This is a genomic window from Variovorax boronicumulans NBRC 103145, assembly GCF_001591345.1.
GTDB lineage: Bacteria > Pseudomonadota > Gammaproteobacteria > Burkholderiales > Burkholderiaceae_C > Variovorax > Variovorax boronicumulans.
This window is the reverse complement of the sequence record NZ_BCUS01000103.1, coordinates 1-22,475: the sequence shown is the minus strand read 5'-3', so window position 1 is coordinate 22,475 and position 22,475 is coordinate 1. Positions and strand designations below refer to the sequence as shown.

The window sequence follows — 22,475 nt, the reverse complement described above, 5'->3', positions numbered from 1 at the left end:
CGTGCGGCCGGCGCCGAAGCCGCGCCCGCAGATCACCGCCACCGCAGCGCCGGCCCCGGCACCGGCGCCCGAGGTGCATCGCGAACCCGTCGAGCGGCGCCCCGCGCCTTCGAAACGCTGCAGCGAGATCAACATGCGCGCCGCCGTGGGCGAGCCGCTGTCGGACCAGGACATGACCATTTTGAGGAGCCAGTGCTGATGACCACGACCAAGAACACCGCCATCCCCCGAGCCTTGTGGCGCGTGCTGGCGCTGTGCACCGCCGCGCTGCTGGCCACCGCCTGCGCGCACCGCCCCGCGCCCAGCAGCGCCATGCCCTTCGACCAGGCCGTCACCCAGGCGGTCGACGACCTTATGGTGCAGACCCAGAAGCTGCCGGCCTTCCTGGCCAAGGTGGAGTCGACGCTGACGCAGCGGCGCATCGTGATCGACCCGCTGCTCGAAGGCGCCAGCGGCCAGCAGACCGAGGTGACGCGCGTGGCCGAGCAGCGCATCGTGCAGCGCATGCAGGCGCAGTTCAAGCAGTTCACCGTGACGCCGTTCAACGCCAACGAGATCGGCAACGCGCAGTACGTGCTCAACGGCACGCTGGTGCGCGACAAGGACGCCTCGGGCGCGCCGTACCGGCTGAACCTCGCCATGACCGAGATCAAGAGCGGCATGGTGATCGCGCAGTCGGTGGCGCGCATCAGCGATGCCTCGCTCGACACGCGGCCCACCGCCTTCTTCCGCGACAGCCCGGTGAACGGCAAGGACCGCGGCGTGGAAGGCTACATCCGCACCGCCGAGACGCCGGCCGGGCAGGCCGCCGACGCGCTGTACCTGGAGCGCCTGCCGACCGCCACGGTGCTGCAGGAGGCCACCGCCGCCTACGAGGCCGGCCGCATGAGCGAGGCCCTGAGCCGCTACGAGGCCGCGTCGAAGCGGTCCGACGGCCAGCAACTGCGCATCTACAGCGGGCTGTACCTCACGCAGTCGCAGCTGGGCCGCACGGCCGACGCCGAGCGCACCTTCGGCACGCTGGCGCGGCTGGGGCTCGAGAGCAACAACCTGAGCGTCAAGTTCCTGTTCAAGCCGGGCTCGACCGACTTCCTGGCCGACCCGAAGATCAGCGCGGCCTACCCGATGTGGCTGCGCCAGATCGCGCGGCAGGCGGCGCAGATCGATGCGTGCGTGGTGGTCACGGGCCACACGAGCCGCACGGGCTCGGAGGCGGTCAACGAGCGGCTGTCGCTGCAGCGCGCGACCAGCGTCAAGGCGCGGCTGGTGGGCGAGGCGCCGCCACTGTCGAAGAAGCTGCGCGAAGCCGGCATGGGCTTTCGCGAGAACATCGTCGGCACGGGCGCCGACGATGCGAGCGACGCGCTGGACCGGCGCGTCGAATTCAAGGTTGCTGGTTGCGAGGCCTGAGCCAGGCTCAGGGCGCGAGCCGTTCGCGCACCCAATCGGCACCTTCGAGCCGGTAGCGCAGCCGGTCGTGCAGCCGGCTCTTGCGGCCCTGCCAGAACTCCCAGCGGTCGGGCACCAGACGGAAGCCGCCCCAGTGCGGCGGGCGCGGTGGCGAGAGCAGGTGCTTGGCGGCGTACACGGCGGCGTTCTTCACCAGCACGTCGCGCCCGCTGATCACTTCGCTCTGCGGGCTGGCCCAGGCGCCGATGCGTGAATCGAGCGGGCGGCTGGCGTAGTAGGCGTCGCTCTCCTCGGCGCTGACGCGTTCCACGCGGCCTTCGATGCGCACCACGCGCTCCAGCTCGACCCAGTGGAACTGCAGCGAGGCATATGGGTTGCCCGACAGCTCGCGGCCCTTGCGGCTGTCGTAGTTGGTGTACCAGACGATGCCGCGCGCGTCGTAGCCCTTGATGAGCACGATGCGGCTGGACGGCCGCAGGTCGCTGCCCACGGTGCTCAGCGTCATCGCGTTGGGCTCGGGGATGTGCGCGTCGACGGCCTCGGTGAGCCAGCGCTCGAACTGCTGGATCGGGTCGGCGGCGCTGCGGGTCTCGTCGAGCTCGGCGCGCTCGTAGCTCTTGCGCAGCGCGGCCAGCGCGTCCTTGGAAAGAGGAGAAGAAGTCATGCCGGGATTGTTGCGCACATACTCGGCCCATGACGACGACCGAGGCGAACTCCCCGACCGTGATCGTGCTGGCCTCGGGCCGTGGCGAGCGTTTCATCGCGGCCGGCGGCACGGGCTCCAAGCTGAAGGCGCTGCTCGCGGGCCGGCCGGTGCTCGAGCGCACGCTCGACGCGGTGCGCGCGAGCGGCCTGCCGTGGCACCTGGAAGACGCGGGTCACCCCGGCATGGGCGATTCGATTGCCGCGGCCGTGCGCGCCACGCCCCACGCTGCGGGCTGGCTGATCCTGCCGGGCGACCTGCCGTTGGTGCAGCCCGCGACGCTGCGGGCGGTGGCCGCCGCGCTCGGCGGGCGGGTGAATGCCGTGCAGCCGGAGTACCGGGGCGAGCGCGGGCATCCGGTGGGCTTTGCGGCGGGCTGCTGGGCGCAGCTGGCGGCGCTGGAGGGGAATCTGGGCGCATCGTCCGTCCTGCGTGCGATGCGTGCCATCGATTCGGTCATCGATCTGGCCGTGGACGATGCCGGCGTCGTGACCGACATCGACACGCCCGAGGCCCTGGCGCGGGCCGAGGCGCTCTGGCAGGCGCGCGCGGGCGCCTGACCACTCACACTTTTTGCTTAGTTCTGGGCAACGACCGCGCAGAGCACACGCGGGCCGGAGTTGCCGGCGGGCTGCGTCGTGAAGTCGTCGCGGTCGCGGTGCACCACGAGCGCGCGGCCGCGCACGTTGTTGGCGGCGCCGTCGGTCAGCGAGATCGCGTGGTTGTCGACGCTGAAGCGCGCCACGCCGCTGGCATCGGCCACGAGGCTGGGCAGTTCGCCGGCGTGGCTGCCGGGCGCGGAGAACTTGCCGTGCGTGCCGCCGGCCGGGTTGAAGTGGCCGCCCGAGGCGTTGCCGTTGTTGCCGCAGTCGCCCTTTTCATGGATGTGGAAACCGTGCTCGCTGCCCGGCGCCAGGCCGCGCACCTCGCCGGACACGCGCACGCCGTGGTCGAGGGCGGTGAGCGTCACCGAGCCGCGCGCGAGGTTGGGCGTGACGGCGGCGGTCGGCGTCAGCTCGACTGTGGTGCTCGGCTTGCCGCCCATGCTGCCGCAGGCGGCGAGCACGGCAGTGGCGAGGAGGGCGGTGCCAGTGGCGAGGAGACGGCGATGGATCATTGGTTTTCCTTGTTGATGAACGGGGTGGAGGGTTGAGAGGACGCGGTGTCCGAAGACCCCGCAACGTATACCGGAGCCGGGGCTGTCCCGCAATCGGCGGGTGTCTGAAATGGCGGCTCGGCGGCCAGCGCCACCAGCCGGGCCAGCGCGGCGTCGTGGATCGCGTGGCGCTGCAGCTCGAGCAGGGTCTGGCGTGCGTAGTCGAGCGAGCTGCCGTAGCGGCCCACGGCATTCGCGAAGATGTGGCGGTAGCGCTCGTCGCTGAGCTCGCCCGTGAAGTTGGGGCTGCGCCGCGACAGCGTGAAGGCCAGCGCGCGCACCGGCCCTTCGGCGGTGCCGCATTGCAGCCACTTGGGGTCGTACACGCCGGTCGGCATCTCGCGCAGCCAGAGGCGCTTGAGCGTCTCCAGGCCCTCGGCCTTCGGCACGCGGAACACCACGCCCCGGCAGCTGCCGCCCGAGAGCAGCCCGAACACCAGGCCCGGCGTCTGCACGCTGCCGCGGTTGACGCGGCTCCACATCTTGAGCGCGCGGTGCCAGCCGTGCACCGAGGCCGCGCGCCGTTCCGCAAAGCCGAATTCGGGCCGCCAGATCAGCGAGCCGTAGCCGAACAGCCAGAGATCGTCGCGCCCGCCCCAGTCGGCGATCGCGCGTTCCAGCATCGGCTGCGGGTCGCGCAGCGGACGGGGCATGGGGTCCAGCCCCGGCGGACCGGGGTCCGGCGCGCCGGCTGACACGGGGGTGTCGGGGGTGGCGCCTACAATTTCGTGATCATGGTTCACCGCACCATTATTTACCGACCCCTTTCCTACGGAGATCGCGCTTCCATGAACAACGACGACAGCCAGCAGAATTTCGCCCTCGGCTTCCTGGTGGCATTGATCATGCTCGTGATCATGTTCGTGATCGGTGTCGCCTTCTGGCACAAGGGCCTGGGCGCGACGGCCGCGCAGGCCAAGCCCGCTGTCGCGGCTTCGGCGGCAGCGGCGCCGGGCGGCGCGGTGCAGGTGACCGAAGTCACCGAGACCGTCACCGTGGTGATCCCCGACGGCGCCAGCATCCGCGTGGTCGGCGGCGTGGTGAACTTCTACTTCGCGACCGGCAGCGCCGACCTCGCACCGGGCGCGGCCGAGGCGCTGGCCCTGGTCATCAAGGGCGTCGAGGGTGGCCGCAAGGCGGTGGTCTCGGGCTTCCACGACACCACCGGCGACGCCGCCGTGAACGAGGAACTGGCCAAGAAGCGCGCCCAGATGGTGCGCGAGGTGCTGGCGGGCCTGGGCGTGCCGGCCGAGAAGATCGACCTGCAGAAGCCCGCCGTCACCGCCGGATCGGGCAACAACGCCGAGGCGCGCCGCGTCGAGGTCCGGCTGGTCGACTGAGCGATCCGGCCTTTTGCATCTCCCCAAGGAAAAACCCGGCATGGCCGGGTTTTTTTGTGCCTGCACGCGACCGGCTGCATGCCTGAGTAATTTCGTATCGTTCTGCGGCCTGATTTCATCGGGGCGTCGCGCTCGAATTGGTACGATGGGCCTCCAGGCCCACAGTCGCGCCGGCGACACGCAGCAAGAGCCAACTTCCCCATGAGCAGCACACACCCCACCGTCCGCGACGTCACCGATCGCATCCGCGCGCGCAGCCGCGACACGCGCAGCACCTACCTCACGCGCCTGGCCGAGATCCGCGCCCGCGACCGCGGCTCCGACCGCATGGGCTGCGCCAACGTGGCGCACGCCGTGGCCGGCATCCCGGCCAACGACAAGTTCAAGGTGGTGGCCGAGCGCGCGCCCAACCTGGGCATCGTCACCGCCTACAACGACATGCTCTCGGCCCACGCGCCGTACCAGGGCTACCCGGACATCATCAAGCACGAGGCCCGCCGCCACGGCGCCACCGCGCAGGTCGCCGGCGGCGTGCCCGCCATGTGCGACGGCGTCACGCAGGGCACGCCCGGCATGGAGCTGAGCCTGTTCAGCCGCGACCTGATCGCCATGAGCACCGCCGTCGCGCTCACGCACGACATGTTCGACGGCGCGCTGATGCTCGGCGTGTGCGACAAGATCGTGCCGGGCCTCTTGATCGGCGCGCTGCACTTCGGCCACCTGCCCACCGTCTTCGTGCCCGCCGGGCCGATGCCCTCGGGCCTGTCGAACACCGCCAAGTCGAAGGTGCGCGAGCAGGCGGCGCAGGGCCTCGTGGGCCGCCAGGGCCTGCTCGAGGCCGAGATGGCCGCCTATCACACGGTCGGCACCTGCACCTTCTACGGCACCGCCAACAGCAACCAGATGCTGCTGGAGGCCATGGGCCTGCACGTGCCCGGCACGGCTTTCATCCAGCCCGGCGACGCCATGCGCGAGACGCTCACGCGCGAAGCGGTGCGCTCGGTGCTCGGCAAGGCCAGCGACGTCGCCTTCAACTGCCCGCCCATCGGCGAGATGGTCGACGAGCGCTGCATCGTCAACGCCATGGTCGCGCTGCTGGCGACGGGCGGCTCCACCAACCACCTGATCCACTGGGTGGCCGTGGCGCGCGCCGCCGGCATCCTGATCGACTGGGACGACTTCTCCCAGCTGTCCGACGTGGTGCCGCTGCTCACGCGCGTGTACCCCAACGGCAGCGCCGACGTGAACGAGTTCCAGGCCTGCGGCGGCCCGGGCTTCGTGATCGGCGAGCTGGTCGAAGCCGGCCTCATGCACGCCGACGTGCTCACGGTGCGCGCCGGCGGCATCCGCGAATTCGCCAACATCCCGTCGCTGGTCGGCGAGAGCACGCTGCAATGGACGCCCGCTGCGCCGCTGCAGAAAGAAGCCGTCACGCGCCCGGTGGCCAGCCCCTTCAGCACCACCGGCGGCCTCAAGCTGCTCAGCGGCAACCTGGGGCGCAGCGTGATCAAGGTGTCGTCGGTGCCCGACGACCGCCATGTGATCGAAGCGCCGGCCCGCGTGTTCGACTCGCAGGCCGCGCTGCAAAAGGCGTTCACGGCCGGCGAGCTGGAGCGCGACGTGGTCTGCGTGGTGCGCTGGCAGGGCCCGCAGGCCAACGGCATGCCCGAGCTGCACAAGCTCACGCCGCCGCTGTCCGTGTTGCAAGGCAAGGGCTTCCGCGTGGCGCTGGTCACCGACGGTCGCATGAGCGGTGCTTCGGGCAAGATCCCGGCGGCCATCCACGTGTCGCCCGAAGCCGCTGCCGGCGGTCCGCTGGCCAAGGTGCGCGACGGCGACCTGATCCGCCTCGACGCCGTAGCGGGTACGCTCGCCGTGTTGCTTCCCGAAGACGAATGGGCCGCGCGCGAGACTGCGACGTTGTCCGACGCGCAACGCATCGCGGACGGGCACGGCCTGGGCCGCGAACTGTTCGCCGGCATGCGCCGCAACGCACTGACCGCCGAAGAGGGCGCCTGCACCTGGATGTGATGGGGCCCACGCGGGCCGCAAGAAATTTTTGGAGCCATGAGATGACAGACAGACTCACCCCCCTCGACGTGATGCGCGACGCACCCGTCATTCCGGTCATCGTGCTGAACGACGTGAAAGACGCCGTGCCTCTGGCGCGCGCGCTGGTCGCAGGCGGCATCCGCATGCTCGAAGTGACGCTGCGCACGCCGCAGGCGCTGCAGTGCATCGAGGCCATCGCCAAGGACGTGCCCGAGGCCGTCGCCGGCGCCGGCACCATCCGCAGCGCGGCCGACGCACAGGCCTCGGCGCTGGCCGGCGCCAAGTTCGGCGTGAGCCCGGGCTACACGCGCGCGGTCGGCAAGGCCTGCCACGACCTCGGCCTGCCGCTGCTGCCCGGCGTGGCCACCGGCAGCGAGATCATGATGGCGCAGGAAGACGGCTACACCCAGCTGAAGTTCTTCCCCGCGCTGCAGGCCGGCGGCCTGCCGATGCTCAAGGCCTGGCAGGGCCCGTTCGGCGACGTCACCTTCTGCCCCACGGGCGGCATCCATGCGGGCAACGCGGCCGAGTTCCTCGCGCTGTCGAACGTGGCCTGCGTGGGCGGTTCGTGGATCGTGCCGACCGACGCCATCCGCGACGGCGACTGGACCCGCATCGAGCAACTGGCGCGCGCCGCGAGCCAGCTGCCCCGCTGAGCATGTCGGCCGATTTCGACGCGGGCGACCTCAAGGTCATCGCGTTCGACGTGTTCGGCACGGTGGTCGACTGGCACAGCGGCATCGCGGCTGAGGTCGAGCGCGTGCTGCCCGGCGTGGACGGCGCGGCCTTTGCGCTCGCCTGGCGCGCCGGCTACCAGCCCGCCATGAAGGCCGTGATGGAACGTATCGCGGCCGGCGAGGGTGGCTTCACGCTGCTCGACGAGCTGCACCTGAGCATGCTCGAACAGGTGCTGCACGACTTCAGCCTGGCCGACCACCTCGACAGCGCCGCCAAGCGCGACCTGAGCCGCGCCTGGCACCGCCTGCCGGCCTGGCCCGACGCGGTCGAGGGGCTCACGCGGCTCAAGAAGAAGTTCACCATCTGTACGCTCTCCAACGGCAACATCGGCCTGCTCACCGAGATGGCCAAGCGCGCCGGCCTGCCCTGGGACTGCGTGCTGTCGGCCGAAGTGTTCAAGGCCTACAAGCCCGACCCGCGCACCTACCTCGGGGTGGCGGGCGTGTTCGATGCGACGCCCGGGCAGGTCATGCTCGCCGCGGCGCACCACGACGACCTGGCGGCCGCGCGCGTGTGCGGCCTGAAGACGGCGTACATCGAGCGGCCCCACGAGTTCGGCCGCAACCAGCCGAAGGATGTGTCGCCGCAGCCGGACAACAACCTGCATGTGCGCGACATCGTCGCGCTGGCCGACCGGCTGGGCTGCTGAAAGACCGATCGCGCCGTCGATCAGTCGGCGATGAGCTTTTCCACCGTGCGCAGATTGCGCGTGGTGGTGCTCGACTTGTAGCGGGTCTTCGCGAGCAGCTTCGCGACCGGCGTCTCCAGGCTTTCGCCGCGCGGGCATTGCCAGTACAGCACGCCATCGCCGCGCACCAGCTGTTCGACCTTGGCGTCGACCGCGCCGGCCTTGTCCATGATCTCGTCGAGCATCGCGGCGTCGGAGCCGAACACGAGGTAGGGATGGTGCGTGTCGTCGATGCGCTCAAAGGGATAGCCCGCCGCCATGTCGGCCACCTGCCGCTGCGTGAGCAAGACGATCCACGCCTCGTAGCCAAAGCACTGGCGCAGCGCTTTCTCGATGGGCGTGCGCAGCGCGGCGGCATCGGGTGCGTCGGTGTCGAACAGCACGTTGCCGCTGGCGAGCACCGTGCGCACCGCGCCGAAGCCGAGTTCGTCGACGAACAGCGCCTTCAGGTCGGCGCTCTTGATCGTGATGCCGTTGACGTTCACGCCGCGCAGCAGGGCGACGTAGCGCGTCAGCGGCGCGTCTTTCTTCTGTTTCTTCGGGCTTGCCATGGTGTTGCGTGCGGCCCGAAAAGACTCAGCGCAGGCCGCCGCCCGCGGCGTTCTCGTTGCGCTGAATGAGCTCGATCTTGTAGCCGTCAGGGTCCGTCACGAAGGCGATCACCGTCGTGCCGCCCTTGACCGGACCGGCCTCGCGCGTCACGTTGCCGCGTGCGGCCTTGATCTTGTCGCAGGCCGCGTAGGCGTCGGGCACGCCGAGCGCGATGTGGCCGTAGGCGGTGCCGAGCTCGTAACTCTCGGTGCCCCAGTTGTAGGTGAGTTCGATCTCGGCCTGGTCGGGGTTGCCGTTGCCGTAGCCGACGAAGGCAAGGCTGTATTTGTACTCGGGGTTTTCCGACGTGCGCAGCAGCGTCATGCCGAGCACCTGCGTGTAGAAGTCGATGGAGCGCTGGAGATTGCCAACGCGCAGCATGGTGTGGAGAAGTCGCATCTCGTGGGTCGTGTCGTTATGGGGGGAAGGGGGCTATTGTCGCCCTCTGCTTCTTGCGATCAAGCGGCCAGCGTCAGCAGGTGCGCCTGGTACTTCTTCAGGAAATCCATCAGGTGCCGCGGGTACTCGGGCACCACCGCCGCGCGCACGCTGGGGCGCGCCGCCAGCGCGTGGCGCCAGGCGTTCACCTTGGGCAGCGCGTCGAACAGGTGCGAGTCGCTGATCGAATCGAACACCTCGAAGTAGCGGAACACCGGTGCGAACACCGCGTCGACGAGGCTGAAGGCGTCGCCTGCGAAGTAGGGGCCTTGCCCCAGCGCGGCTTCGACGCGTGCGAACTTGGCAGCCAGCGCCTCGCGCTTCTGCGCGAACACGGCGGCGTCCTGCGTGGTCTCGTAGCCCCACAGGTCGGCGAGGATGGCCGAGCCGAATTCCATCCATGCACGGTGCTGCGCACGTGCGAGCGGGTCTTCGGGGTGCAGGCGGGCGCCGGGTTGCGTCTCCTCGAGGTATTCGCAGATCACGTTGCTCTCGAACAGCACGGCCTCGGTGCCGTCGGGGCGCTGCACCTTCAGCAGCGGCACCTTGCCCAGCGGCGAGATGTCGAGGAACCACTGGGGCTTGTTCGCGAGATCGATCACGACGCGCTCGAAGGGCACGTTCTTCTCGTGCAGCGCGATCGCGGCGCGTTGCACGTAGGGGCACAGCAGGTGGCTGACGAGGGTGAGGGCCTGGGTCATGGGACGTTCCGCTTTCGAAGAGTTGGGGTCAGGATCGCCGCGATTCTTGCGGGCCTGAACAACCTTTTCCGGAAAAGCCCATTCGGGCGGCGCCCGGTTGCTACGGCTTGGGAAAGAGGTACGCGCCGGCCGCAGGTTTGAGAAGGGGCTTGAGTTCGGTGAACGGCAGCGCCACCGTGGTGCCGAGGCAGGCGCCGAGCGCATGCGGCACGCCGCTGACCGCGACGGCCAACGCATCGCGCCCGCGGGTGCGCTCGAAATGCAATGCCAGGTACTCGGGCCACACCTCGTCGCAACCCGTGTAGTGCTGCGGGTCTGCGGCGGCTGCGGATTCGGGCCCACGTCCCTCTGCCTTCAGCTTCTTCCCGATCAGCGCCATGAGCGTCTGGCTCGGCACGAACCCGTCCGGCGTCCTGGTGAACGCGCGGAACAGGCGTTCGAAGTCGAGGTACTCGCCACGGACCAGGTCGAGTGTGTAGGGCGCGTAGTGGTTGTGGGGATGGGCGCCGCCGCAGTCGGCGCTTCCCGATTCGACGACGCTCATCAGCGTCGGGCTGAGAAAGGTGACGCGCACCGATTCCGCGTCGTAGTTTCCCAGCGAGCCGGCTGCCGGGTGCGTCTCTGTGTAAAGGGTGGCCTTGCATTCGAGCGCGGCGAGGTTGAGTTGCCCATGCCTGCGCGCGAGGATGGCGTTGACTTTCTCGACCACGCGCGCATTCGGGTGTCGCGTGAGCCGCGGATAGGAAAAGCGCGTGCGCGGATCGATGACCATGCGCCATGCCACCGCTCCGCTGACGTGCTCCGCGCCTTGCTTGAGCGGGGTCTGCAGCTTCAGGTGGTCGTAGGGCGCCGTCTCGATGGAGATCGGCGCGTCCGAAGCCGCGCCGGTGGTGTTGCCTGGGGGGATGGAGCGCGTCACCCGCTCGGTGGCGCCGGGACTCTTGTCCGGGTCGTACCGGCGAACTTGTCGAAGCTCGAACGCGACGTCCTTCTTGCCAGGGCCATCGCTCCAGCTTCCAGCAAAAGTGCCGTCAACCACCTGGCCGCGCCACGTCGGGCCCGGCTGCCGGGTCTGCGCATCTTCGAACAGCGGCGCGTTGCCGCCTTGTGCCGCGCGGTACATCGCCTCGCCCTGGATCGGGAGGGCTTCCACGAGCTTCGTCACCGGCCCGGAGAGCGGAATGTCGACGCCGTGGCGGCGATAGAAGTACCGCCCGCCGCCAGTGGCATTCACTTCGAGCACGACCTCGCTGGTGCCGAGGGTGCCTTGGTAGACCGCACGGACTTCTGCCAGGGCCGGCATCGCCGACCCGAGCAACGTCGCCCATGCGAGGAGGAGTCGGGTCGCCTTGTGCATCGGAGTGCCTCTTTCTACGACGCCGTCTCCAGCCAGTGCGTGATCCGCCCGTTGTGCATCACGCCGATGCGGTCGGCCATCGCATGCGCCTCGGCCTCGTTGTGCGTGACCAGGATCGCGGTCTGACCGGCCTTCTTCAGGATGCCGCGCACCTCGGCGGTCAGGCGCTCGCGCGTGCCGCCGTCGAGGTTGGAAAACGGTTCGTCCAGCAGCAGCAGGGCGGGCGAGGGCGCCAGCGCGCGGGCCAGCGCGATGCGCTGCTGCTGGCCGCCCGACAGTTCGTGCGGGTAGCGCTCGCCGGCCTCGGCCAGGCCGACCAGCGCGAGCATCTCGGCCACGCGCGCCTGCTGCGCCGCTCGGCCCAGGCGGCGCAGGCCGAAGGCGACGTTCCTGGCGGCCGACAGGTGCGGGAACAGCGCGTACTCCTGGAACATCATGCCCACGCGCCGCTGCTCGGGCGGCAGGTGCTTCTGCGGCGACGACAGCAGCGTCTCGCCGAGGCGGATGGTGCCGGCGCGCACGGGCTCGAAGCCGGCGATGGCGCGCAGCACCGTGGTCTTGCCGCAGCCCGAGGGGCCGAACAGGCAGGCGATCTCGCCCGCGGGCAGGTCCAGCGAAAAGCCGTCGACCACCGTGTGCGGGCCGCGCGGCGTGTCGTACGCGAGCTGGAGCGAGTCGAGATGAAGCGGGGAACTCATGCAGGGTCCGTGTCGGGAGGTGTCACCGCCGGTGTCGTGCCGAGCTGGTTGCGCGCCAGCAGCACCACCGGCAGCAGGCCGGCGACCACGATGGCCAGCGCGGCGATCGCGCCTTCCTCGTAGGTGCCGCGCGCGGCCTCGGCATACAGCCAGGTGGCGAGGGTGTCGAAGTTGGCCGGGCGCAGCAGCAGCGTGGCCGGCAGTTCCTTCATGGCGTCGACGAAGACCAGCAGCGCGCCCGCCGCGATGGCGGGCTGCAGCAGCGGAAGGTGCACGCGGCGCAGCGTGCCGCCGGTGGTTTCGCCGAGCAGGCGCGAGGCCTGCTCGATGGCCGGCGGAATGCGCGCCAGCCCGGCCTCGATGCCGCCCACGGGCATCGCAAGAAAGCGGATCGCGCAGGCCATGACCAGCACGATGCCCGCGCCCATCAGCGGCAGGCCCTGCCAGCCCATCGCGCCGGCCAGCGCCGCGTCGAAGGCCAGCGCCGGCGTCAGCAGGCCGATGGCGAGCACGGTGCCCGGCACCGCGTAGCCCAGCGTGGCCACGCGCGCCTGCCAGCGTGCGCGGTTGAGGCTGGTGCCCTGGCTGCGGGAGGCCCAGGCCACGACCAGCCCCGCCGCCACGGCCACCACCGTCACGCCGGCCGCCAGCGCCAGCGTGTTGCCCAGGCTGGCCACGAGGCCCTGCGAAATGCCGCCGCCCTGGTGCAGCCGCTTGCCGCTTTCCCAGACCAGGTACAGCGCGGGCGCGACAAAGCCGATCAGCACCGGCAGCGCCGCCGTCGCGGTCGCCGCCCAGGCCGCGCCGCCGTGCAGGCGCCGGGGCTGCACCGCGCGCATGCGCTGCGCGGAGCCGAAGCGCTGGTGCTGGCGACCGTTGCGTTCGAGCCAGACCAGCGCCACCACCACGAACAGCATCGCGCAGGCGATCTGCGCGGCGCCGGCCAGGTCGGAGCGCGTGATCCAGGTGGTGTAGACCGCCACCGTGAGCGTGTTCACGCCGAGGAACTCGGAGGCGCCGATGTCGTTGAGCGTCTCGAGCAGCGCCAGGCTCAGGCCCACGGCCAGTGCCGGCCGCGCCAGCGGCAAGGCCACGCGAAAGAACGCGCCGCGGCGGCTCTCGCCCAGCGTGCGCGCTGCTTCCAGCAGGTGCGCGGGCTGGGTCATGAACATCGCGCGCGCCGTCATGTAGACGTACGGGTAGAGCACGAAGCCCAGCACGAAGATCGCACCCGGCATCGAGCGCAGGTCGGGCAGGCGGAACTGGCGCGGGCTGTCGAAGCCCAGCATCCATCGGATCGCGCCCTGCACGGGGCCGATGGGATGAAGCAGGTCGAGGTAGGCGAAGGCGACGATGTAGGTCGGCATCGCCAGCGGCAGCAGCAGTGCCCAGTTGAGCACGCCGCGGCCGGGAAAGTCATGCGCCGTGACCAGCCAGGCACAGCCGGTGCCGATCACGAGGACGAGGGCGCCGACGCCCGCGAGCAGCAGCGCCGTGTTGAGCGCCGCCTGCGGCAGCACGTGAGCGAACAGCGGCCCCCAGTGGCCGACGCCTGAGCCGAACGCGAGCCAGGCGAGCGTGAGCACCGGCGCGAGCACGCCGAGCGCGATCAGGAACGACGCGCAGCGCCATGCCGGGCCCGCGGCGCGCAGGCCCGACGGCTGGCGCCGCGCAATCAGCATTCAGTCGCCGGCAAGGTGTGCCCGGCCATGCAAGGTCACTGGTCGAAGCCGACCTTGTCGACGAGGGCGCTGGCCTGCTTGCGGTATTTGGCAATCTCGGTCAGCGGCAGCGGGTCGACCTTCAGTTCGCCGATGGACTGGCCGATGATCGGGTCGAGGGCCACGCCCTTGCGCACCGGGTATTCGTAGTTGGCGTCGGCGTACAGCGCCTGGGCCGGTTCCGACACCAGGAACTCGAGCAGCTTGACCGCGTTGGCGCGCTGCGGTGCGTTCTTGGCCACGGCCGCGCCGCTGATGTTCACGTGCGTACCGCCGCTCTTGGCGCTGGCGAAGGTCGGGCGGATCACCTTGATGGCGTCGCCCCACTTGCGCGCGTCGGTGCCTTCCTTGGCGCTCTTCATCTGGCCGACGTAGTACGAGTTGGCCACGCCGATGTCGCAGATGCCGCCGAGGATGTCGCGCGCCACGTCGCGGTCGCCGCCGGTGGCCTTGCGCGCCAGGTTGCCCTTGACGCCGCGCAGCCACTGCTCGGTCTTGGCCTCGCCGTCGTGCGCGATCATCGCGGCCACCAGGGCCGTGTTGTAGGGGTGCTGGCCGGCGCGGATGCAGACCTTGCCCTTGTACTTCGGGTTGGCCAGGTCTTCGTAGCGGAAGCTGGTCAGCGGCTGGTTCTTGTCGGCGTACAGCACGCGGGCGCGCAGCGAGAGCGCGAACCACTGGCCGTCGGCGCCGCGCAGGTTGGCCGGAATGGCCGACTCGAGCGCGGCCGACTTCACCGGCTGCGTCACGCCGCCTTCGACGAGGTCGACGAGGTTGCCGATGTCCACCGTCATCAGCACGTCGGCCGGCGAGCGCGCGCCTTCGGCCTTCACGCGTTCCAGCAGGCCGTCCTTCACGAACACCGTGTTGACCTTGATCTTGCTCTGCGCGCTGAACGCCGAGATCAGCGGCTGGATCAGCGCCGGCTCGCGCGTCGTGTAGAGCGTGAGCTCGTCATTGGCGGCGTGCGCGGGCAGGGCGGTGAGGGCGAGCCAGGCGGCAGAAACGCCGAGGAGGGCGTGCGCCACGCGGCCCTGGGGGCCGGAACGGTCGGTCATGAAGAGGATCCTCCAGGTGCGGTGAGGTGTTCTAGGAAAGGCATCGGCGACGGCGGAGCCTGTCGCTGATGCGAACAATTATCACTGACAGGGAGGAGCGGGTTTTCCTTTTGGCTTACAGCTTGAGGGCCTACTTGAAACGCCTCACCGACCCGCCGGCACCTCGAACACCAGGCACGTCGTCGTCGCATGCGCATACAGCGTGCCGTCCGCCCCGACCAGCCGCGCCTCGGCGGTGGCGAGCTGCTTGCCGCAGTGGATCACCTTGCCCTCGGCGCGCACGCGCTGCACCTTCGGCGTGAGGCCCTTGACGTAGTTCACGCTGAGTTCGGCCGTCGTGTACGCGCGACCGGGCGGCATCATGGTGTGGACCGAGCAGCCCAGCGCCGAGTCGAGCATCGTGGCGACCCAGCCGCCGTGGATGGTGCCCAGCGGGTTCAGGTGCTGCGGCAGCGGCGTGCCCTGGAAGATGGCGATGCCCTTGCTGACCGAGACGATCGTGAAGTCCAGCGTCTTGGCGATGGCGGCGTAGGGAATCTCGCCGTTGAGCATGGCCTGCATGACCTCCAGGCCGGTCTTGCCGGCGACCTGCTCGGGGCGTGCGAGCCCGGGGCCGGGGCCGTTCTCGAGGCGCTCGGCGATCTGCCGTTCTTCGGCGATCCATGCGTCGAGCAGATTGGAGGGGGTGTCGGTGAAAGCTTGCTGCGTCATGCCTGTGTTCCTGCTGGGGGCTTTGCGGGGAGGGGTTGATTGCATATGCAATAGTTGCACATACAATAATACCCCATGGACACACCCACCCAACCCCGCGGCTGCACCAGCTTCAAGACGCGCCAGCTGATGCGCCGCCTGACGCAGCACTACGACGCCGAGGTGTCGCGCAGCGGCCTCAAGACCACGCAGTACTCGCTGCTGTCGCACCTCAAGCGCCTGGGCCCGATGCGCCCGGTCGACCTGGCGGGCGAGTTGAAGATGACCGCGTCCACGTTGAGCCGCAACCTGCAGCCGCTCATCACCGCGGGCTGGGTGGCGCAAGTGGCGGGCGCCGATGCGCGCAGCCGGCTGGTGTCGCTCACCGAGGCCGGCGAGGCCAAGTGGCGCGAAGCGCAGCAGCACTGGAAGACGGCGCAGCTCAAGCTCAATGCGTTGCTGGGCGTGGAGCGCGTGCTGGCGCTGCACACGCTCATCGACGAATCGCTCGCGCTGCTGGGTACGGGCGAGCCGGTCGACGTGCCGGACTGACGCTCCCACCCCCTTCAACGAACACTTTCCGTGCTCACGCTGCCGCGCGGCCGGATTTCCTGTCTCTTCGTTTCTCCCCCGACCCATTCCAACAGTTCCAGAGGTCCCATGTTCGCCACCCACGTCTCCGCATGGCTGCAGCGCCGCGGCATCCACTATGGCTGGATCGTCGCCGCCGTCACCTTCCTGACCATGCTCACCATGTCGGCCGCGCTCGGCCTGCCGGGCGCGATGATGAAGCCGCTCGGCGAGGAGTTCGGCTGGAGCACCGAGCAGATCTCGTCCGCGCTCGCGCTGCGCTTTGCGCTGTTCGGCCTCATGGGCCCGTTCGCCGCGGTGCTGATGGAGCGCTACGGCCTGCGCGCGGTGATGTGCGCCGGCCTCACGCTGGTCGGCCTGGGCATGGCGCTGGTCACCACGGCCTCGCAGCTGTGGCAGCTGTTCGTGCTGTGGAGCCTGATGCTCGGCCTGGGCACCGGCATGACGGCGCTGGTGCTGGGCGCCGTGGTGGCCAACCGCTGGTTCGTCGCGCGGCGCGGCCTGGTCGTGGGCATGCTCACGGCCAGCGCGGCCACCGGCCAGCTGGCCTTCCTGCCGCTGGCGGCCTGGATGATCGAGCACTGGGGCTGGCGCTCGGCCATCGTGCCGATCGTGGTCGGCAGCGTGGTGATCGCGCTGCTCGCGCTGTGCCTGGTGCGCAACCGGCCGTCGGACATCGGCCTGCTGCCTTATGGTGAAGCGCCCGGCACGCAGCCGGCGCCGGCGCCCGCCTTCACGATGAACTTCGCCACGCCGTTCCGCGTGCTGCGCGAGGTGGCGACCAACCGCACCTTCCTGATCCTGGCCGGCACCTTCTTCATCTGCGGCCTGAGCACCAACGGCCTGGTGCAGACGCACTTCATCTCGCTGTGCGGCGACTACGGCATGAGCGCCGTGCCCGCCGCCTCGGTGCTCGCGATGATGGGCGCCTTCGACTTCGTCGGCACCATCCTGTCGGGCTGGCTCTCCGACCGCTACGACAACCGCAAGCTGCTCTTCTGGTACTACGGCCTGCGCGGGCTGTCGCTGTTCTGGCTGCCGCACTCCGAATTCACGATCTACGGCCTGGGCCTGTTCGCGATGTTCTACGGCCTGGACTGGATCGCCACCGTGCCGCCGACCGTCAAACTCGCGGGCGCTGCCTTCGGCCCCGCCAAGGTCGGGCTGGTGTTCGGCTGGATCTTCGCGGCCCACCAGCTGGGCGCGGCCACCGCGGCCTACGGCGCGGGCTTTGCGCGCACGCTGCTGCTGACCTACACGCCCGCGCTGTACACGGCCGGCGCGGCCTGCCTGTTCGCGGCGGTGATCGTCATGGCGATCCGCCGTCCCGCCAAGACCGCCGCCGCACCGGCCGCGGCCACCACCAACGCCGCCGCGCGCGCCTGACTGCCGGAGATCCGCATGACCACCCCCCAACAAGCGAACGGCGACCTCGACCCGCGCACGCGCCGCCTGCTCGAGGCGCCCATCATCCCCACGCTGCTGCGGCTGGCCGCGCCCAATGTGCTCGTGATGCTGGCGCAGGCCTCCGTCGGGCTCATCGAGACCTACTTCGTCGGCAAGCTCGGCACCGACGCGCTGGCCGGCATGGCGCTGGTGTTCCCCATCGTCATGCTGATGCAGATGACCTCCAGCGGCGCGATGGGCGGCGGCATCGCCTCGTCGATCGCGCGCGCGCTGGGCGCGCGCCGCCGGGGCGACGCCGATGCGCTGGTGTGGCATGCGGTGGTCATCGCGATCGGCTTCGGCCTGTGCTTCACACTCGCGCTGCTGCTGGGCGGGCGCTGGCTCTACGGCGTGATGGGCGGCACCGGCGCGGCGCTGGAAGCCGCGCTCACGTACTCGAACTGGGTGTTCGCGGGCGCGGTGCTGGTGTGGCTCTTCAACTCGCTGTCCGCGATCATCCGCGGCACCGGCAACATGGCAGTGCCGGCCAACGTGACGGTGGTGGGCGTGGTGTTCCTCATTCCGGCGTCGCCGCTCCTGATCTTCGGCATCGGGCCGTGGGGCGGCATGGGCATCGCGGGCGGGGCGCTGGCGCTCCTGCTGTACTACCTGCTGGGCTCGCTCGCGCTCATCGCCTACCTGCGCTCGCCGCGCAGTCTGCTGCGGCCCACGCTGGCGGCGTTCCAGATGCGCTGGCCGCTGTTCCGCGACATCCTGCGCATCGGCCTGATCGGCACGGTGTCGACCGTGGCGACGAACCTGTCGATCGGTATCGCCACCGCACTCACCGGCCATTTCGGCGCGGGCGCGCTCGCCGGCTACGGCACGGCATCGCGGCTCGAGTACCTGCTGGTGCCGCTGGTGTTCGGCCTCGGCGCGCCGCTGGTCGCGATGGTCGGCACCTGCATGGGCGCGGGGCTGCGCGAGCGTGCGCTGCGTGCCACCTGGGCCGGTGCGGCGTTGGCCTTCGGCATGGCCGAGGTCATCGGGCTGGCTGCGGCGCTGTTCCCGCGCCCGTGGCTGATGCTGTTCGGCCACGACCCCGTGATGCTCGAGACCGGCGCACACTACCTGCGCGTGGTGGGGCCGCTGTACGGTTTCTTCGGCGTCGGGCTGGTGCTGTACTTCGCCTCTCAGGGCGCGGGCCGGCTGCTGTGGCCGGTGCTCGGCAACATCGCGCGGCTCGCCGTGGCGGGCACGGGCGGCTGGCTGGCGCTGCGCTGGGGCGGCGGGCTCACCGGCGTGTTCGCGGCGCAGGGCGTGGCGCTGGTGGTGTACGGCATCGTCATCGCTTCGGCCATCGCAGGCGGCGCGTGGTTCGGCCGCGTCGGCTGGCCGCGCACGACGCAGGGTTTGCTGCGCCGCGTGGCGCAGGCCTGAAGCGTTTCGGTTTTCTTTTCAACGAAAGGCTCGTCATGCAGATCAAGGATTCCGTCGTCTTCATCACCGGCGCCAACCGGGGGCTCGGCCTGGCGTTCGCCAAGGCGGCGCTCGCGGCCGGCGCGCGCAAGGTCTATGGGGCCGCGCGCGACCCGAAGAGCATCACGCTCGCGGGCGTCGTGCCCGTGGCGCTCGATGTCACGCAGCCCGCGCAGATCGAGGCCGCCGTGCGCACCTGCGGCGACGTGACGCTGCTGGTCAACAACGCGGGCATTTCGCGCGGATCGAGCTTCCTGGGCTCGCCCGACGCGGTGGCCGCGGCACGCGCCGAGTTCGAGACCAACTTCTTCGGCCCCTGGGCGCTCACACAGGCCTTTGCGCCCGTGCTCGCGTCGAACGGCGGCGGTGCGGTCCTCAACGTGCTGTCGGCCCTGGCCTGGACGACGTTCCCCGGCGTGGCGACCTACAGCGCCACCAAGTCGGCGGCCTGGTCGCTCAGCAACGGCTTGCGCAACGAACTGGCGGGGCAGGGCACGCAGGTCACGAGCTTGCACGTGGCACTCATGGACACCGACATGGCGGCGCGCCTGCCTGGCCCCAAGACCTCGCCTGACGACGCGGCGCGCCAGGCGCTGGCGGGCGTGGAAGCGGGGCTGCCCGAGGTGCTGGCCGACGAGGTCACGCGCCAGCTCAAGCAGAGCCTGTCGACCGAGCGGCCCGCTTATGCGAGCCCGCCGGTCTGAAGTGCGTCAATAGCGGTAGGGGTTGTTGGGGCGACGGTCGTAGCGGTTGGGCACACCGTCACCGTCGTTGTCCCGGCGGCCGTGGCGGCGGTCGTCCCAGCCGCGACGCCCGTGGTCGTAGTAGCCGTGGCGACGCGGACCGTCGTAGTAGCCCGGGTGGTAGTGGCGCGGGGGCGGCGGCGGGGCGTAGTAGTGATGGCGCGGCGGCGGTGCGGGTGTCACGTACACCTGGGCCTGGATGAACGGGCCGCCGGCCTGGGCATGGGCCGGCGCGGTGAGGGCGGCCAGCGACAGCAGGGCGGCAGCACCGAAGGCGAATGTCAGCTTTTTCATGGCGACTCCTGGGGAGTGATTGCGATGCCTCATCGTCGCGCCATTATGTGAAGTTCTTGTAAGCCGGAAGCGAAATCGCATGAAGAGCTGTAAGCCGCTGCGCTCGCGCTCTTTCAGCGTTGCGGGGCCGGCAGCATGCGCCGCAGGGCTTCGAAGAACAGGTCGGACTGTTCCCGCTCGCCCTGGATCTGCGCCGCCACGTGCGCGGCCAGCTTGGCGTTGACGGGCACCAGCGGGCGCCCGGTCGATTGCGCGATCACCTGGTGCAGGCAGGCGCGCTCCAGGTAGTACAGGTCGTCGTAGGCATGGGCGATGGTGCCGCCCGCCACGATCACGCCGTGGTTCGCGAGAAAGGCCACGTCCTTGCCCGCCATGGCGCGCGCGATGCGTTCGCCCTCGGCGTCGTCCAGTGCCAGGCCGTTGTACTCGGCGTCGATGGCGATGCGGTTCATGTAGCGCATGGCGTTCTGGCTGGCGGTCGGGTCGAGCGCGCGGTCGACCGTGAGCGTCAGCGCCGTCGCGTAGGGCATGTGGCAATGCAGCACCACGGCGTGGCCCGTGAGCCGGTGCACCGCGCCGTGGATGAAGAGGGCGGTGGGCTCCACGCGGTGACGGCCCGCCAGCACTTCGCCGTGCACGTCGATCAGCACGATGTCGTCGGGACCGATCTCGCTCCAGTGCAGCCCGCGCGGGTTGATGAGGTAGCGGTCCTGCGCGCCCGGCAGCAACACGCTGAAATGGTTGCACACACCTTCGGACAGCCCGTGATGGGCCGCGGCGCGCAATGCGAGCGCAAGGTCTTCGCGCAACCGGCGCACGGCGGGGCTGGCGTATTCGGAATCGGCGGACATCGCGGGGGTCTCCTTCTTTCTTGTGGTGGATGAATCGTTCGTGCCGGATCAGGCGCGGACCAGACCGGCCCAGGCCGCCACGAAGCGCTGCGCGTCCTCGCGCACGGCGGCGGCGGTCTTGCCGGGCTTGTAGAGCGACGAGCCGATGCCGAAGCCGGCCGCGCCGGCCGCGCGCCACGCGCCCATGTTGTCGGGCGCGATGCCGCCCACGGGCATCACGGGCGTGCCGGCGGGGAGCACCGCGAGCAGGGCCTTGACCACGGCGGGCGAGGCCAGCTCGGCCGGGAACAGCTTGAGGCCCGTGGCGCCGGCCGCGAGCGCGCCGAAGGCCTCGGTCGGCGTCATCACGCCGGGCAGGCAGGCCATGCCCAGGCGCGCGGCCTCGGCGATGACGTCGGCGTTGAAGTTGGGCGACACGATCAGCTCGCCGCCGGCCGCATGCACCTCGCGCACCTGCTTCGCGTCGAGCACGGTGCCCGCGCCGACCAGCGCGTTCGGAAAGCGCTGGCGCATCAGCGCGATGCTCTCCAGCGGCTGCGGCGAATTGAGCGGCACTTCGAGCAGTCGGAAGCCGGGCTCGACGATGGCGTCGCCCACGGCGGAGGCTTCGGCGGGCGAGAGGCCGCGCAGGATGGCCACGAGCGGCAGGGCCTGCATCGCGGCGTTGAATTTATCGAGGGGCGTGGTCATGGGGCGGGTGTCCTGTCGGTGTCGAGGAAGCCGGACAGCGTGTGCAGTCCGGCCCAGGTGGCTTCGGCGCCGAGCGTGCGCGTGGCGACGCCGGTGGCGCGCAAGGCCAGGGTGTAGCGTTGGGTGAGGGCGGAAGAGCCGATCAGCACGACCTCGCCGACGGCCTGTACCGATTGCGTGCGCAGCTCTTCGCCGATGAGCAGGCCTGACAGGTAGCTCGACAGCTCCTCTTTCGGCATGCGCTCGAACAGCGCGAGCGTGCGGGTGCCGAAGGCGTTGTGCAGCAGGCCGTGGCCGTTCTCGGAGCGCGTCACGCCTTCGAGGAACGCGGCTTCGTCGAGCGGCGCGGCCGCGTCGAGCGTGCGACCCAGGATCGAGTGCTGGCTCAGCAGGGCGTAGAACTCGCCCGTCATGTAGGTGCGAAAGCCGGCGACGCGGCCTTTCTTGACCGTGGCCCATTTGTTGTGGGTGCCGGGCAGCACGAAGACGCCGTCGTCCAGGCCGGTGATCGTCATGGCGCCGAGGATCTGCACCTCTTCGCCGCGCATCACGTCGGGCACGCCGGCGTGCTCGTCGCTGAGGCCGGGCACGATGGCGATGCGCGCGCCGGGGATGGCGTCTGTGGCGATGATGCTGCGGCCTACTTCGACGCGGCCTGCGGGGCAGGGGCAGTAGGGCGCTTCGACCCAGCCCTGCTTGCTGCCGGCCATGCCGGAGATCAGGCAGCGCGTGTCTGCCAGGCGCATCCAGTCGCCGAACAGCGACTCGAACACGGCGGGGAAGCCGCCCTCGGGCACGGTGAGGATGCCGCGGGCGTCGCTGCGTTCTTCGATGACCTGTCCGCTCGGGTCGAGCAATGCACCGCGTAGCGAGCTTGTGCCCCAGTCGATGGCGATGAGTCTTGTCATGTCTGTCGTCTGTTGCGTTTCGAGAGTTTGTTCGGGGCGTGTGCACAGGCCACCGGGTACTCCCCTCCGCGAATGTCCCCCGGCCTGCGGCCTCCTCCTTGATTTCGCTGCGGGGAGCACCCAGTGCCCTGTGCACGAGGGCACGCTCTGCGTTTGCAGCCGATCAACGACTGCTGTGAACAACGCTCACGT

General features: G+C 70.1%; 25 protein-coding genes and 1 pseudogene. 11 read left to right on the top strand and 15 right to left on the bottom strand.

Annotated features, from left to right (window positions below; translation table 11 throughout):
- Window positions 1–199: pseudogene (locus VBO01S_RS32765) on the top strand (hypothetical protein); the annotation flags it as partial.
- Entirely contained in the window at window positions 199–1,410 is a 1,212-nt protein-coding gene (locus VBO01S_RS24140; protein WP_062480158.1) for an OmpA family protein, read from the top strand. The pseudogene VBO01S_RS32765 and the gene VBO01S_RS24140, both read left to right, overlap by 1 nt.
- A gap of 7 nt (window positions 1,411–1,417) precedes the next feature.
- Here the strand turns inward: VBO01S_RS24140 and pdxH are convergent, their stop codons facing one another.
- A complete protein-coding gene (gene pdxH / locus VBO01S_RS24135; protein WP_062480157.1) occupies window positions 1,418–2,074 on the bottom strand; it encodes a pyridoxamine 5'-phosphate oxidase in 657 nt (218 codons plus the stop codon).
- A gap of 29 nt (window positions 2,075–2,103) precedes the next feature.
- Between pdxH and VBO01S_RS24130 the strand changes: the two genes are divergently transcribed.
- Entirely contained in the window at window positions 2,104–2,673 is a 570-nt protein-coding gene (locus tag VBO01S_RS24130) for a nucleotidyltransferase family protein (RefSeq protein WP_062480155.1), read from the top strand.
- 17 nt (window positions 2,674–2,690) lie between these two features.
- Here the strand turns inward: VBO01S_RS24130 and VBO01S_RS24125 are convergent, their stop codons facing one another.
- Both VBO01S_RS24125 and VBO01S_RS24120 read right to left on the bottom strand, forming a co-directional pair.
- Window positions 2,691–3,230 carry a superoxide dismutase family protein gene (locus VBO01S_RS24125; RefSeq protein ID WP_062480153.1) on the bottom strand — a complete coding sequence of 180 codons (540 nt, stop codon included), beginning with the start codon at window positions 3,228–3,230 and terminating at the stop codon, window positions 2,691–2,693.
- Window positions 3,227–3,922, bottom strand: coding sequence for a gamma-glutamylcyclotransferase (locus tag VBO01S_RS24120; RefSeq protein ID WP_062480152.1), 696 nt, complete (start codon window positions 3,920–3,922; stop codon window positions 3,227–3,229). Before VBO01S_RS24120 ends, VBO01S_RS24125 begins: the two co-directional genes overlap by 4 nt.
- Before the next feature lie 135 nt (window positions 3,923–4,057).
- Between VBO01S_RS24120 and VBO01S_RS24115 the strand changes: the two genes are divergently transcribed.
- The 4 genes from VBO01S_RS24115 (at window position 4,058) to VBO01S_RS24100 (ending at window position 8,048) form a co-directional block, all read left to right on the top strand.
- Window positions 4,058–4,609, top strand: coding sequence for an OmpA family protein (locus tag VBO01S_RS24115; protein ID WP_062480150.1), 552 nt, complete (start codon window positions 4,058–4,060; stop codon window positions 4,607–4,609).
- Window positions 4,610–4,810: 201 nt separating this feature from the next.
- Window positions 4,811–6,640: a phosphogluconate dehydratase gene (edd, locus tag VBO01S_RS24110; protein ID WP_062480148.1), complete on the top strand. Its 1,830-nt coding sequence runs from the start codon at window positions 4,811–4,813 to the stop codon at window positions 6,638–6,640.
- 41 nt (window positions 6,641–6,681) lie between these two features.
- The gene (gene eda / locus VBO01S_RS24105; protein WP_062480146.1) at window positions 6,682–7,317 is read left to right on the top strand and encodes a bifunctional 4-hydroxy-2-oxoglutarate aldolase/2-dehydro-3-deoxy-phosphogluconate aldolase; all 636 of its coding nucleotides are present in this window, start codon (window positions 6,682–6,684) and stop codon (window positions 7,315–7,317) included.
- A gap of 2 nt (window positions 7,318–7,319) precedes the next feature.
- A complete protein-coding gene (locus VBO01S_RS24100) occupies window positions 7,320–8,048 on the top strand; it encodes a haloacid dehalogenase type II (RefSeq protein ID WP_062480144.1) in 729 nt (242 codons plus the stop codon).
- A gap of 20 nt (window positions 8,049–8,068) precedes the next feature.
- Here VBO01S_RS24100 and VBO01S_RS24095 read toward each other — a convergent pair whose 3' ends face one another.
- The 8 genes from VBO01S_RS24095 to VBO01S_RS24060 all read right to left on the bottom strand — a co-directional run bounded on the left by VBO01S_RS24095 (window position 8,069) and on the right by VBO01S_RS24060 (window position 15,362).
- A complete protein-coding gene (locus VBO01S_RS24095) occupies window positions 8,069–8,638 on the bottom strand; it encodes a DUF1697 domain-containing protein (RefSeq protein WP_157627444.1) in 570 nt (189 codons plus the stop codon).
- Window positions 8,639–8,663: 25 nt separating this feature from the next.
- Window positions 8,664–9,077 (bottom strand): lactoylglutathione lyase, encoded by a 414-nt coding sequence (gene gloA / locus VBO01S_RS24090; protein WP_062480142.1) that lies wholly within the window; start codon window positions 9,075–9,077, stop codon window positions 8,664–8,666.
- A 59-nt stretch (window positions 9,078–9,136) separates the two neighbouring features.
- Window positions 9,137–9,817, bottom strand: a complete 681-nt coding sequence (locus tag VBO01S_RS24085) for a glutathione S-transferase family protein (RefSeq protein ID WP_062480140.1) — start codon at window positions 9,815–9,817, stop codon at window positions 9,137–9,139.
- Window positions 9,818–9,917: 100 nt separating this feature from the next.
- Window positions 9,918–11,174: a hypothetical protein gene (locus VBO01S_RS24080; RefSeq protein ID WP_157627443.1), complete on the bottom strand. Its 1,257-nt coding sequence runs from the start codon at window positions 11,172–11,174 to the stop codon at window positions 9,918–9,920.
- 14 nt (window positions 11,175–11,188) lie between these two features.
- Complete coding sequence (locus VBO01S_RS24075) at window positions 11,189–11,872, bottom strand: ABC transporter ATP-binding protein (RefSeq protein ID WP_062480137.1); 684 nt, start codon at window positions 11,870–11,872, stop codon at window positions 11,189–11,191.
- Window positions 11,869–13,554 carry an ABC transporter permease gene (locus VBO01S_RS24070; RefSeq protein WP_062480135.1) on the bottom strand — a complete coding sequence of 562 codons (1,686 nt, stop codon included), beginning with the start codon at window positions 13,552–13,554 and terminating at the stop codon, window positions 11,869–11,871. Before VBO01S_RS24070 ends, VBO01S_RS24075 begins: the two co-directional genes overlap by 4 nt.
- Window positions 13,555–13,589: 35 nt before the next feature.
- Entirely contained in the window at window positions 13,590–14,651 is a 1,062-nt protein-coding gene (locus VBO01S_RS24065) for a Fe(3+) ABC transporter substrate-binding protein (RefSeq protein WP_062480133.1), read from the bottom strand.
- A 144-nt stretch (window positions 14,652–14,795) separates the two neighbouring features.
- Window positions 14,796–15,362, bottom strand: a complete 567-nt coding sequence (locus tag VBO01S_RS24060; protein ID WP_062480131.1) for a PaaI family thioesterase — start codon at window positions 15,360–15,362, stop codon at window positions 14,796–14,798.
- Window positions 15,363–15,437: 75 nt separating this feature from the next.
- Here VBO01S_RS24060 and VBO01S_RS24055 point away from each other — a divergent pair, with 75 nt between their 5' ends.
- From VBO01S_RS24055 to VBO01S_RS24040, 4 genes are all read left to right on the top strand, one after another.
- Complete coding sequence (locus VBO01S_RS24055) at window positions 15,438–15,893, top strand: MarR family winged helix-turn-helix transcriptional regulator (protein WP_062480129.1); 456 nt, start codon at window positions 15,438–15,440, stop codon at window positions 15,891–15,893.
- 108 nt (window positions 15,894–16,001) lie between these two features.
- Window positions 16,002–17,318 carry an MFS transporter gene (locus VBO01S_RS24050; protein ID WP_062480127.1) on the top strand — a complete coding sequence of 439 codons (1,317 nt, stop codon included), beginning with the start codon at window positions 16,002–16,004 and terminating at the stop codon, window positions 17,316–17,318.
- A 15-nt stretch (window positions 17,319–17,333) separates the two neighbouring features.
- Window positions 17,334–18,758, top strand: coding sequence for an MATE family efflux transporter (locus VBO01S_RS24045; RefSeq protein ID WP_062480125.1), 1,425 nt, complete (start codon window positions 17,334–17,336; stop codon window positions 18,756–18,758).
- 35 nt (window positions 18,759–18,793) lie between these two features.
- Window positions 18,794–19,501, top strand: coding sequence for an SDR family oxidoreductase (locus tag VBO01S_RS24040; RefSeq protein WP_062480123.1), 708 nt, complete (start codon window positions 18,794–18,796; stop codon window positions 19,499–19,501).
- A gap of 6 nt (window positions 19,502–19,507) precedes the next feature.
- Here VBO01S_RS24040 and VBO01S_RS24035 read toward each other — a convergent pair whose 3' ends face one another.
- From VBO01S_RS24035 to VBO01S_RS24020, 4 genes are all read right to left on the bottom strand, one after another.
- Window positions 19,508–19,834, bottom strand: a complete 327-nt coding sequence (locus VBO01S_RS24035; protein WP_062480121.1) for a hypothetical protein — start codon at window positions 19,832–19,834, stop codon at window positions 19,508–19,510.
- 113 nt (window positions 19,835–19,947) lie between these two features.
- On the bottom strand, window positions 19,948–20,685 hold the full coding sequence (locus VBO01S_RS24030) for an aldolase (protein WP_062480120.1): 738 nt from the start codon (window positions 20,683–20,685) through the stop codon (window positions 19,948–19,950).
- Window positions 20,686–20,733: 48 nt separating this feature from the next.
- Window positions 20,734–21,375, bottom strand: a complete 642-nt coding sequence (locus VBO01S_RS24025; RefSeq protein WP_062480118.1) for a 2-dehydro-3-deoxy-6-phosphogalactonate aldolase — start codon at window positions 21,373–21,375, stop codon at window positions 20,734–20,736.
- Complete coding sequence (locus VBO01S_RS24020; protein ID WP_062480116.1) at window positions 21,372–22,283, bottom strand: 2-dehydro-3-deoxygalactonokinase; 912 nt, start codon at window positions 22,281–22,283, stop codon at window positions 21,372–21,374. The genes VBO01S_RS24025 and VBO01S_RS24020 overlap by 4 nt, the downstream gene beginning before the upstream one ends.
- Window positions 22,284–22,475 lie beyond the last annotated feature (192 nt).